Annotated in this window: 10 protein-coding genes and 2 tRNA genes; 7 read left to right on the forward strand and 5 right to left on the reverse strand. The window is 70.9% G+C overall.

Annotation, left to right across the window (positions count from 1 at the left end; all coding sequences use genetic code 11):
• The first annotated feature begins 19 nt into the window (after positions 1-19).
• From OG753_RS27600 to OG753_RS27610, 3 genes are all read left to right on the forward strand, one after another.
• On the forward strand, positions 20-2,911 hold the full coding sequence (locus OG753_RS27600; RefSeq protein WP_327266926.1) for a UPF0182 family protein: 2,892 nt from the start codon (positions 20-22) through the stop codon (positions 2,909-2,911).
• Positions 2,912-2,960: 49 nt separating this feature from the next.
• Positions 2,961-3,034: transfer RNA gene (locus tag OG753_RS27605), tRNA-Met, on the forward strand.
• 192 nt (positions 3,035-3,226) lie between these two features.
• Positions 3,227-5,083 carry a tetratricopeptide repeat protein gene (locus tag OG753_RS27610; RefSeq protein WP_327264347.1) on the forward strand — a complete coding sequence of 619 codons (1,857 nt, stop codon included), beginning with the start codon at positions 3,227-3,229 and terminating at the stop codon, positions 5,081-5,083.
• Between the two features lie 42 nt (positions 5,084-5,125).
• Here OG753_RS27610 and OG753_RS27615 read toward each other — a convergent pair whose 3' ends face one another.
• On the reverse strand, positions 5,126-6,202 hold the full coding sequence (locus tag OG753_RS27615; RefSeq protein ID WP_405790522.1) for an FAD-dependent oxidoreductase: 1,077 nt from the start codon (positions 6,200-6,202) through the stop codon (positions 5,126-5,128).
• A gap of 89 nt (positions 6,203-6,291) precedes the next feature.
• Between OG753_RS27615 and OG753_RS27620 the strand changes: the two genes are divergently transcribed.
• The gene (locus OG753_RS27620; RefSeq protein WP_405790523.1) at positions 6,292-6,906 is read left to right on the forward strand and encodes a TetR/AcrR family transcriptional regulator; all 615 of its coding nucleotides are present in this window, start codon (positions 6,292-6,294) and stop codon (positions 6,904-6,906) included.
• A 47-nt stretch (positions 6,907-6,953) separates the two neighbouring features.
• Positions 6,954-7,027: transfer RNA gene (locus tag OG753_RS27625), tRNA-Met, on the forward strand.
• A gap of 130 nt (positions 7,028-7,157) precedes the next feature.
• On the opposite strand, the gene OG753_RS27630 is transcribed toward OG753_RS27625, so the two are convergent.
• Complete coding sequence (locus tag OG753_RS27630) at positions 7,158-7,574, reverse strand: Fur family transcriptional regulator (RefSeq protein WP_327264350.1); 417 nt, start codon at positions 7,572-7,574, stop codon at positions 7,158-7,160.
• 130 nt (positions 7,575-7,704) lie between these two features.
• Here OG753_RS27630 and OG753_RS27635 point away from each other — a divergent pair, with 130 nt between their 5' ends.
• The gene (locus tag OG753_RS27635; protein WP_327264351.1) at positions 7,705-9,174 is read left to right on the forward strand and encodes a catalase; all 1,470 of its coding nucleotides are present in this window, start codon (positions 7,705-7,707) and stop codon (positions 9,172-9,174) included.
• Between the two features lie 69 nt (positions 9,175-9,243).
• Here OG753_RS27635 and OG753_RS27640 read toward each other — a convergent pair whose 3' ends face one another.
• Together OG753_RS27640 and hisN are read right to left on the reverse strand one after the other, a co-directional pair.
• Entirely contained in the window at positions 9,244-9,636 is a 393-nt protein-coding gene (locus OG753_RS27640) for a CBS domain-containing protein (protein ID WP_327264352.1), read from the reverse strand.
• A 170-nt stretch (positions 9,637-9,806) separates the two neighbouring features.
• Positions 9,807-10,610, reverse strand: a complete 804-nt coding sequence (gene hisN / locus OG753_RS27645) for a histidinol-phosphatase (protein ID WP_405790525.1) — start codon at positions 10,608-10,610, stop codon at positions 9,807-9,809.
• Positions 10,611-10,735: 125 nt separating this feature from the next.
• Here hisN and OG753_RS27650 point away from each other — a divergent pair, with 125 nt between their 5' ends.
• Positions 10,736-11,278, forward strand: coding sequence for a TetR/AcrR family transcriptional regulator (locus OG753_RS27650; protein ID WP_327264354.1), 543 nt, complete (start codon positions 10,736-10,738; stop codon positions 11,276-11,278).
• On the opposite strand, the gene OG753_RS27655 is transcribed toward OG753_RS27650, so the two are convergent.
• Positions 11,244-11,567 carry a multidrug efflux SMR transporter gene (locus OG753_RS27655; protein ID WP_030011402.1) on the reverse strand — a complete coding sequence of 108 codons (324 nt, stop codon included), beginning with the start codon at positions 11,565-11,567 and terminating at the stop codon, positions 11,244-11,246. The two genes, OG753_RS27650 and OG753_RS27655, sit on opposite strands and share 35 nt — an antisense overlap.
• Between the last annotated feature and the right edge of the window lie 59 nt (positions 11,568-11,626).

Raw genomic sequence — 11,626 nt, forward strand, 5'->3', positions numbered from 1 at the left:
GCGCACCTTGGCTTTCCAGATGCCGGACCGCGGCGGAGGCCCTTCCGGGCCACGGATGAGAGTCGGCCGCCCCTCCCGGCGGGCCCGAACTCTCCTGATGACCTTGGGCGTGCTGGCCGTCCTGGCCATGCTCTTCATCATGTTCGCGGGCTTCTGGACTGACTGGCTCTGGTTCCGCTCCGTGAAGTACTCCACCGTCTTCACCACCACGCTGTGGACCAAGATCGGCCTCTTCGCCGTGTTCGGTCTGCTGATGGCCGGTGCCGTCGGGCTGAACATCTGGCTGGCCCACCGGCTGCGCCCGCCGCTCAGCGCGATGTCGATGGAGCAGCAGAGCCTCGACCGTTACCGGATGAGCATCGCCCCGTACAAGAAGTGGCTGCTCCTGGGCATCGCCGTGCTCGTCGGCCTGATCGCGGGAGCGTCGGCGGCCGGCCAGTGGAAGACCTGGCTCATGTATGTGAACGGGGTGACCTTCGGTACGAAGGACCCGCAGTTCAACATGGACGTGTCCTTCTACACCTTCGACCTGCCCTGGTACCGCTTCCTGCTCGGCTTCGGCTTCGCCGCCGTCGTCCTGTCGGTGATCGCCGCCGCCGTCGTGCACTACCTGTACGGCGGACTGCGCGTGACCAGCCCGGGCGCCCGCGCGACCGCCGCGGCGACCGGGCACCTGTCGGTGCTGCTCGGCCTCTTCGTGACGCTGAAGGCGGTCGCCTACTGGCTCGACCGGTACGGCCTCGCCGTGAAGTCCAGCGACTTCAAGGCGGCCGACAACTGGACGGGCCTGCGCTACGTCGACGCGAACGCCTACCTCCCGGCGAAGACGATCCTCGTCGCCATCGCCGCGATCTGCGCCGTGCTGTTCTTCGCGACGCTGTGGCGCCGCACCTGGCAGCTGCCGGTCATCGGCTTCGGCCTGATGGTGCTCTCGGCGATCCTGATCGGCGGGCTCTACCCGGCGATCGTGCAGAAGTTCCAGGTCCAGCCGAACGAGCAGGCCAAGGAATCCCCGTACGTCCAGAAGAACATCAAGGCCACGCGCGACGCCTACGGCATCGCGGGCTCCGAGGTCACGGACTACCCGGGCTCCCCGCAGACCGAGGACCGGGGCAAGCTGCGGCCGCAGGCCGACAGCACGGCCAGCATCCGCATCCTCGACCCCAACATCGTTTCGCCGGCGTTCCAGCAGCTCCAGCAGGTCAAGGGCTACTACGCCTTCCCGTCCACGCTCGCCGTGGACCGGTACAGCGGCCAGGACACGGTCATCGGGCTGCGCGAGCTGAACATCGGCGGCATCCCGAAGAACAACTGGATCAACGACCACTTCAAGTACACGCACGGGTACGGCGTGGTCGCGGCCAAGGGCACCACCGTCGGTGCCGAGGGCGCTCCCGACTTCACCCAGTCCGACCTGCCCTCCAAGGGCATGTTCGGCACGGACTTCGAGCAGCGCATCTACTACGGCGAGCAGACGAAGCAGTACTCGATCGTCGGCGGGCCGCAGAAGGAGCTCGACTACTCGGACGACAAGGGCGAGAAGGAGACGAGCTACAAGGGCGACTCCGGAGTCAACCTGGACAACCCGGTCAACCGGGCCGCGTACGCGCTCACCTTCAACGAGCCGCAGATCCTCTACTCGGGCGCCATCGGCGACGGCTCGCGGATCCTCTACAACCGCACGCCCAAGCAGCGCGTCGAGGCCGTCGCACCGTGGCTGACCATCGACGGCGCGCCCTACCCCGCCGTGATCGACGGCCGGATCAAGTGGATCGTCGACGCGTACACGACCACCAACGGCTACCCGTACGCCTCGCGCACCACGCTGGGCCAGAGCACCGCGGACTCGCTGACCAACAGCCAGCGCGCGGTGGTGGCCCAGGAGAACCAGGTCAACTACATCCGCAACTCGGTGAAGGCGACCGTCGACGCGTACGACGGCTCGGTCGACCTCTACCAGTGGGACACCCAGGACCCGGTCCTGAAGACCTGGATGAAGGCATTCCCGGGCACGGTCAAGCCCAAGGCCGACATCGCCAAGCCGCTCATGGACCACCTGCGGTACCCGCAGGACCTCTTCAAGGTCCAGCGCGAGCTGCTGACCCGGTACCACGTCACCGACCCGCAGACCTTCCTCAGCGGCAGTGAGGCGTGGGCGGTCCCGGACGACCCGACGACCAAGGCCGGTACGGCGGTTCCGCCGTACTACCTGTCGATGAAGATGCCGGGGCAGAAGGAGAAGGACCAGGTCTTCTCGCTCACCACGACGTTCACGCCGAACGAGCGGCCCAACCTGAGCGCCTTCATGGCGGTCAATGCCGATCCGGGCACTGCGGACTACGGCAAGATCCGCATTCTGAAGATGCCGACCAGCAAGCCGCCGGACGGCCCCGGTCAGGTGCAGAGCAAGTTCCAGTCCGAGCCGAAGATCGCCGAATCCATCCGCCTGCTGCGCGGTGGTGACTCGGAGATCGAGTACGGCAACCTGCTCGCGGTGCCGCTCGACGGCGGCATGCTCTACGTGGAGCCGGTCTACGTCCGCAGCTCCGGCCTGAAGTACCCGCTGCTGCGCAAGGTGCTCGTGACCTACGGCGGCCAGACGGCCTTCGAGGACACGCTGGAGAAGGCGCTGAACGTGGTCTTCGGGGCCGAGGCCCCGACCACGCCGGTGCCCCCGGTCCAGCCGCCGGGTGACGGCACCGTCACGCCGCCGACCATCCAGGACCCGACGGTCAAGGCGGCCCTCGGCGACGCGCAGAAGGCGATCGAGGAGGCCGAGAAGGCCCGGCAGGCCGGCGACTGGGCGGCCTTCGGCAAGGCCCAGGAGGACATCAAGGCGGCGCTGAAGCGGGCGATCGAGGCCGAGGCGAAGACCGCGACGCCCGCGCCGTCCGCGCCGTCCGGCCAATGATCAATGGGTAATGGTTCCACCCCGCGTCGTGATACTGTGGTTTCACCGACGCGGGGTGGAGCAGCTCGGTAGCTCGCTGGGCTCATAACCCAGAGGTCGCAGGTTCAAATCCTGTCCCCGCTACTGAAGATGAAGGCCCGGATCCATGGGATCCGGGCCTTCGTCATGCCCGGGGCAGACACGCGGTAGCCGGGGAGGGTGAGTTGTCGGTGGAGCGTGTTTGACTTACTCCACTGTGGGCATGTCGACAAAACGCTGTAGTGACCTCACTGGCTGCGACATACCAGGTGTACGCGGGTAGCAGGTGATGCGACGATGGGATTTATGGGGGACAGGTCAACTCTGCTGGAGACAGGGCGGTTTGTGAGGGCGGAGTCCGGGACGGACACAGAGGCCGAGGGGGCGTCTCCGGTCGTCGACGCGCAGACCGCACTGACCGATGCGGATTTCGCTGAGGACATGTTCGCTGAGACCGACGCGGCGAGCGACGCCGAGCTGGAGGCTCGGCACCGGGTGGCCGCCGACAAGGGCGACCCCGGTGCCATGAGCGTGCTCGGCGCCCTGCTGCTGCGCCGCGGCGACCTCGACGGCGCCGAGCCGTACCTGCGCGGAGCCACCGGCGAGGGGGACCGCGCCGCCGCCAACAACCTCGGCGTGCTGCTGCACCAGCGGGGCTACCCCGAGGAGGCCGCCGGCTGGTGGCGGGTCGCCGCCGTCGCCGGATCCGCCCCCGCGGCCCACGCCCTGGGCCGCTACTTCCGCGAGCGCGGGGACGAGCCCGCCGCCGAGTACTGGATGCGGCAGGCGGCCGAATCCGGCCACGCGCTGGGCGCGTACGGGCTGGCCGACCTGCTGGAACACCGCGGGGACAAGGGCGTCGAGCGCTGGTTCCGCGCCGCCGCCGAACAGGGGCACCGCGAAGCCGCGTACCGGCTCGCGAGGCACCTGCGCAAGGGCGACCCCGCCGAGGCCGAGCAGTGGTACCGGCAGGCCGCCGCGCGCGGGCACCGGCGCGCCGCCCTGCACCTGGGCGCCCTGCTGGAGGCGCGCGGCGAGCTCAAGGAGGCCGGGCGCTGGTACCTGACCTCCGCCAAGCAGGGCGAGGCGCGGGCGGCGTGCGCGCTCGGCTTCCTGCTGCGCGACGCGGGCGACGAGGAGAACGCGGCCGTGTGGTGGCACCGGGCGGCGCAGGACGGCGACGGCAACGCCGCCAACGCGCTGGGCGCGCTGCACGCCGCACGCGGCGAGACCCAGACCGCGGAGCGCTGGTACCGGACCGCCATGGACGCCGGAGATCAAAACGGGGCGTACAACCTTGCTCTGCTGTGCGTCGCACAGGACCGGACCGCGCAGGCCGAGCAGTGGTACCGGCGCGCGGCCTACGCCGGGCACCGCGAGGCGGCCAATGCGCTGGCCATCATGCTGCTCCAGGTCGGGGACGCCGCGGGCGCCGAGCCGTGGTTCTCGAAGGCGGCCGAGGCGGGCAGCGTCGACGCCGCGTTCAACCTCGGGATCCTGTTCGCCAGCCGGGACGAGGACCGGACGGCGCTGAAGTGGTACGAGCGGGCCGCGTCGGCCGGCCACACCGACGCGGCGCTGCAGGTCGGGATCGCGCTGGTACGGGACGGGGAGGACCGGGCGGCCGAGCGACACCTGCGCTGCGCGGCCGGCGGCGGCAGCGCGGAGGCGGCCTTCAGGCTGGCCGCGCTGCTGGAGTCGCTGGCCCCGCCGCCGGAGCCGGTGGCCCTGGGCGAGCCCGTGGGCGGAGCCCCGCGCACCGAGAGCGAGGAGTGGTACGAGCGGGCCGCGGAGCTGGGCCACCGCCGGGCCCAGGTGCGGGTCGGCATGCTGGCCGCCGCCCGCGGTGACCTGGCGGTCGCCGCGCGCTGGTACCGCGAGGCGGCCGAGGCCGGTTCCCGCAACGGGGCCTTCAACCTCGGGCTGCTGCTGGCCCGTGAGGGGAACGAGCCGGAGGCCGCCCTGTGGTGGACCCGCGCGGCGGTGGCGGGCCACGGCCGTGCCGCCCTGCGCCTCGGACTGCTGGCGGCCCGCCACGGGGACCTCGCGGAGGGCCAGAAGTGGTGCGTACGCGCCATGGAACTGGGCCCGGCCGAGGTCTCGCAGCGCGCGGCCCGGCTCCGCGAGGCCCTGGCCGAGGAACTCTCGGCCTGAGGCTTCAGGCCTCAGGCCCCCGCCCGGGTCCGCCCCCGGCTCTCAGCTGTAGAGCCAGGAGGTGGAGCGGGCGTAGACGTGGCGGAAGGCCAGGGGCATCAGCAGGTCGTTGACACGGCGCTGCATCGTGCCGGGGGTCTTCGAGTCGCGGTTCGTCGCCGCGGCCCGGGTCATCCGCGCCACGCGGGGGCGCCGCACCCGGGTGTACTCGGCCAGGGCGCCCGCCACCCCCGGTACCGAAGAGACGCAGCGCGCCAGGGCCACGGCGTCCTCGATCGCCATCGACGCGCCCTGCCCGGCCCCCACCGGGTGGGCCGCGTCACCGATCAGCACGGTGCGCCCGTCGTGCCAGACGGGCACGTCCGCCAGCCGGTGCATCGGCATCGGGCGGTCGACGCGGGTCGCGGCCCGGATCAGGGACAGCGGCAGCTCCTCCTTGCCGTACAGCTCCGCCAGCAGGCCCTGCGTGACCTCCTCGGGGTCCGGGGGCTCCGGCGAAGGCACCTGGGCCGACCACCACACGGTGCCGTCGGCCGCCGGGACGCAGAGGAACGCCCCGCGGCGGCCGAAGACGAAGTGATAGGTGCCCGGGGTGAGGCGCACGCCCTCGGAGACCCCCGACACGCTGTAGAGGCCCGCGTACCGCACCTGTGGCGCCGCCGGGTCCAGTGCCGTACGGGTCGCCGACCAGATGCCGTCGGCCGCCACCACCAGGTCGGCGTCCAGGTCCGCCGGGTCCACCCGCCGCCCGGTCTCGATCCGCGCCCCGGCCAAGGCCGCCTCGGCCCGCAGGACCTCGACCAGCCGCCCGCGCAGCAACGTCGTGCTGTGCAGGCTGTCCGAGGCGCGCCGGCCGCGGGGCACCTCCCCGAGGAGCTTGCCCGAGGCGGACCACATCCGCTGCAGGGCGACCGGGAATCCGGCGGCCTGCACCTCGGGCAGGCAGCCCAGCGCGTCCAGGCCGCGCAGCCCGTTGACGGCGAGGCTGAGGAACGAGCCCACCTGCCCCGCCGGGTCCTCGTACGCCTCGTGGACCGTGACCTCCGCGCCGGTCGCGCGGCGCAGGGCGATCGCGCTCGCCGCTCCGGCGACCCCGCCCCCGATGACTGACACGCGCATGTCCTACCTCTTTCGCTGAATCAACATTCACTGAACTTCGATTCGGTGAAACTCGGTTCAGTATGATGAGCGCGAGAAGACGGCGTCAAGTGGGAACGGGGATCGCGGTGGGAGTGCGCAAGGAGCGGGCGGCCGGCACGGAGGCGGCGCTCAAGGAGGCGGCGCGGGCGCTGTTCCTGGAGCGCGGCTACGCGCAGACGAAGATCACCGACATCACCAAGGCCGCCGGCCGGTCCACCGGGTCGTTCTACGAGCACTTCGCCGGCAAGGACGAGCTGCTGGACGCGCTGCTCGCGGACATGGGGGCCCAGGTGGACGTGGAGGTCGGCGCCCACGACCACCCCCGCGATCACGACCTCGCCGACCGTGCGCAGCTGCGCATGCATGTAGCGGCCACCTGGAGGGTGTTCCGCGATCATCTGCCGGTCGTGGTGGCCCTCTTCCAGAAGTCCATGGCCGAGCCGCCCGGCTCGGGGCAGGTGTGGGGGCGGCTCCTCGGGGACACCGAGCCGCTGCGCGAGCACCTCGCGTACATGCGCGAACAGGGCCGTGAGCTGCCCGGTGACCCCGAGCTCGTCGCCGCGGCGATCGGGGCGATGATCTCGATGCTGGGGTACGCCGCCATGACCGGCGAGGCAGGGCTCGACGACGACGAGGTGGTGGAGACGCTGACCGCTCTCCTGCACCGGGGTCTGGCCGGTTAACCGATTTGCATCTGCCGGGGGCCTTCACGTAACGTTGGGTTTACCGACGCGGGGTGGAGCAGCTCGGTAGCTCGCTGGGCTCATAACCCAGAGGTCGCAGGTTCAAATCCTGTCCCCGCTACTGAAGGCCCAGGGCCCGGATCCAATGGATCCGGGCCCTGAGTCGTTTCCGTCCGCCAAGAGCGCGAACAGAAGCCGAACGCGGAAGGGCCCGGACCCCCGAGGGGTCCGGGCCCTTCCGCGTCGTGTGCTCAGGCGGCCGCGCAGTTCGGGCAGACGCCGCGGTACGTCACCTCGACCGCCGATACGACGAAGCCGAAACGCTCCGCGTCGGGAAGGTCGGCCAGCGGGTTGCCCGACGGGTGCACGTCGCGGATCGCGCCGCACTGGGCGCAGACCAGGTGCTGGTGGGGGCGGTGGGCGTTCGGGTCGTACCGCTTGGCGCGGCGGTCCGTGGAGACCTCGAGCACCTCGCCGAGGGTAACGAGCTCGCCCAGCGTGTTGTAGACGGTCGCACGGGAGATCTCGGGCAGCTTGGCCACCGCGAGCGCGTGCACCTCGTCGGCCGTCAGGTGCACGTGGTCACCGTCGAGCACCTCGGCCACGACGCGCCGCTGCGCCGTCATGCGCCAGCCGCGTCCGCGAAGTCGATCCAGCAGGTCACTCATAGACATCAGCCTAACAGTGAGGGATTCGGTGTAAGTCCCGAACCAGTGCGGACTTGGATGCTTACTTGACTTAGACAAAGTCCATCGTAGGATCGGTTACGGCAAACGCCAAGGACAGGACACGCAGGGAATGACGCAGGAGGCGCACGTGACGCAGGGACCGCTCACCACGGAGGCCGGAGCGCCGGTCGCCGACAACCAGAACAGCGAGACCGCCGGCGTCGGCGGCCCCGTCCTGGTCCAGGACCAGCTGCTGCTGGAGAAGCTCGCGCACTTCAACCGCGAGCGGATCCCGGAGCGCGTGGTGCACGCCCGCGGCGCCGGTGCGTACGGCACCTTCACGCTGACCCGCGACGTCTCGCAGTGGACCCGGGCCAAGTTCCTGTCCGAGGTCGGCAAGGAGACCGAGACCTTCCTGCGCTTCTCCACCGTCGCGGGCAACCTCGGCAGCGCCGACGCGGTCCGCGACCCCCGCGGCTGGGCGCTGAAGTTCTACACCGAAGAGGGCAACTACGACCTCGTCGGCAACAACACCCCGGTGTTCTTCATCAAGGACGCCATCAAGTTCCCCGACTTCATCCACACCCAGAAGCGCGACCCGTACACGGGCTCGCAGGAGGCGGACAACGTCTGGGACTTCTGGGGTCTGTCGCCCGAGTCGACCCACCAGGTGACCTGGCTGTTCGGCGACCGCGGCATCCCCGCGTCCTACCGCCACATGAACGGCTACGGCTCGCACACGTTCCAGTGGAACAACGAGGCCGGCGAGGTCTTCTGGGTCAAGTACCACTTCAAGACCGACCAGGGCATCAAGAACCTCACCCAGGCCGAGGCCAACGCCCTCGCCGGCGAGGACCCGGACTCGCACCAGCGCGACCTGCGCGAGTCCATCGAGCGCGGCGACTTCCCGAGCTGGACCGTGCAGGTCCAGATCATGCCCGCGGCCGAGGCGGCCGAGTACCGCTTCAACCCGTTCGACCTCACCAAGGTGTGGCCGCACGAGGACTACCCGCCGATCGAGATCGGCAAGCTGGAGCTCAACCGCAACCCGGAGAACGTCTTCGCCGAGGTCGAGCAGTCGATCTTCTCCCCGGCGCACTTCGTCCCCGGCATCGGCCCCTCCCCGGACAAGATGCTCCAGGGCCGCCTCTTCGGCTACGGCGACGCCCACCGCTACCGCGTCGGCATCAACGCCGACCACCTGCCGGTGAACCGCCCGCACGCCACCGAGGCGCGCACCAACTCCCGCGACGGCCACCTCTACGACGGCCGCCACAAGGGCGCGAAGAACTACGAGCCGAACAGCTTCGGCGGCCCGCACCAGACGGACCGCCCGCTGTGGCAGCCCATCGCCGTGACCGGTGGCACCGGCAACCACGCCGCCGCCGTCCACCGCGAGGACAACGACTTCGTCCAGGCGGGCAACCTCTACCGCCTGTACTCGGAGGACGAGAAGTCCCGTCTGGTCGAGAACCTGTCCGGCTTCATCGCCAAGGTCTCCCGCGACGACATCGTCGAGCGGGCGATCAACAACTTCCGCCAGGCGGACGGTGACTTCGGCAAGCGGCTCGAGGCCGCGGTCCAGGCCCTCCGCGGCTGACACGGATCGCTTGCCGTAGCAGGACGCCGGGCCGCAGCCCTCTTCGGAGGGCTGCGGCCCGGCGTCGTTTCACGCGGGGACCGTGCGCCGGGCCGGTACCCAGCAGCGGATGACGTCGCGCACGGACACGATGCCGACCGGTCCGCCGTGCTCCAGCACGATCAGGTGCCGGAAGCCGCCGTGGGCCATCGCCTCGGCGGCTTCCTGCAAGGTCGCCTCCGGGGTGCAGAACACGACGTTGTTGGTGGTGTGCGCGCCCACGGACTCCCGGTCCGGATCGTGGCCCGCGCCGATCGAGTTGAGGATGTCGCGCTCGGTCAGGATGCCGATTCCGCTGTGGTCGGGGTCGAGGACTACGGCCGCGCCGACGCGTCGGCCGGACATCAGGCAGGCCGCCTGTCGGAGGGTGTGTGCGGGTCCGAGGGTGAGGATCACGGTGCTCATGGCGTCACGGACGAGCATGAAGAGAGCCACCTCCTGGGGTGATTCCCCCCGCCTGGGTGGGTGCGCCCGAGGAGCCGCCTCAAGAGAAACGCTTCACAAGCGCACAAGCGGGGGGAGTATCAGATTCCCATGGACCCGGATGGCCGACAAGAAGGCGTGCAACGGAGCGCGAAGGGCGCTCGACGGACTCAGGCGCGCGGGCGCAGCAGGCCCAGCATCTCCTCGTGGAGCAGCCCGTTCGAGGCCGCGGCGTTCCCGCCGTGGACCCCGTCCACCCCGTCGAGGCTGGTGAAACGGCCGCCGGCCTCCTCGACCACCACCGCGATGGCCGCCATGTCCCAGAGGTTCAGCTCCGGCTCCGCACACAGGTCCAGCGAGCCCTCCGCGACCATCATGTAGGGCCAGAAGTCGCCGTAGCCCCGGGTGCGCCAGCACGCACGCGTCAGGTCCAGGAACCCGGCGAGCCGGCCCTGCTCCTCCCAGCCGCTCAGCGAGGAGTACGCGAACGAGGCGTCGCCCAGAGCGCCCACCTTCGAGACGCCGATCGCCGTGGTCGCGCCGAGCGCGCCGCCCGCGTACGCGCCCCCGCCCCGGGTCGCCCACCAGCGGCGGCCCAGCGCCGGGGCGGACACGACGCCCACCACCGGGCGGAACTCGCCGTCCTCGCCCTCGGCCATCAGGGAGATCAGCGTCGCCCAGACGGGGACCCCGCGCACGTAGTTCTTGGTGCCGTCGATCGGGTCCACGACCCAGCGGCGCGGACCGCTGCCCTTGAGGCCGTACTCCTCGCCCAGGATCGCGTCGCCCGGCCGGGCGGCCGCGATGCCGGCCCGGATGATCTCCTCGGCGGCCTTGTCCGCCTCGCTCACCGGCGTCATGTCCGGCTTCGTCTCGACCTGCAGGTCGAGCGCGCGGAACCGCTCCATCGTGGCGGCGTCCGCCGCGTCGGCGAGTTCGAGGGCAAGGCGCAGGTCATCGTCATACTCGGGCATGCCCGAACAGTATCGAGACTCCCGGACCCCGACCAACGCAGTCCACAGTGCGGCACCGACGCGCCCTTGACAGGACCTGGCGACCCGTCAACTCTGGCCGGAGAGAGCCGAACGGGGAGGCGTGGATGCCGGCAGCCCGGGAGTCCTTACTGGAGGCGGCGGGAGTGGCGCTCTCGGCGCGCCCCTGGCCGGACGTGCGGATGGTCGACGTGGCCGCCGCTGCCGGGGTGTCCCGGCAGACCCTCTACAACGAGTTCGGCGGCAAGGCGGGCCTCGGCCGCGCCCTGGTGCGCCGCGAGGCCGACCGCTACCTCGCCGGGGTGGACCGGGCCCTGTCCGCCCCGGCCCAGGCCGCCGAGCGGCTCGCCGCCGTCGCGGAGTGGACCGTACGGGCCGCCCGCGCGCAGCCCCTCGTACGGGCCCTGCTCACCGGCAGCTGGGACGCGCGCCTGCCCGCGGCGGGCGGCCGGGCACCGGGGCCCGGCGAGCTGGCCCGGGCCGTCCGGGACCGGGCGGCCGCCGCGCTGACGCCGGGGGAGGGCCCGCAGCGCTGCGAACTCGCCGTCCGCCTCGCCCTCTCCTACGTGATAGCTCCGGGGGAGGACCCGGGGCCGGGAGAACTGCGCAGGATGCTCAGTGTGCCGACCCGGACAGCTGGAGCCCGATGACGCCCAGGATGACCAGCGAGATCGAGACGAGTTTGAGGGTGGAGACCAGGTCGCCGAGGAAGACCATGCCGTAGATCGCCGTCCCGGCGGCGCCGATGCCCGTCCACACCGCGTACGCCGGTCCCACGTCCAGCTTCTTGAGCGCCAGCGTCAGCAGACCGAAGCTGCCGAGAGCGAAGCACGCGAAGGCGACGGTCGGCCACAGCCGGGTGAACCCGTGGGAGAGCTTGAGACAAACCGCGAAACCGGTCTCCAGGAGTCCCGCGACCACGACCAGCAGCCACGCCATGTCGAATGCCTCCCCGCGTCACGTGACGTCACGTCACTTGGTGCGATTATGCATTTATC

It is taken from the genome of Streptomyces sp. NBC_00029 (assembly GCF_045160505.1).
Lineage (GTDB): Bacteria > Actinomycetota > Actinomycetes > Streptomycetales > Streptomycetaceae > Streptomyces.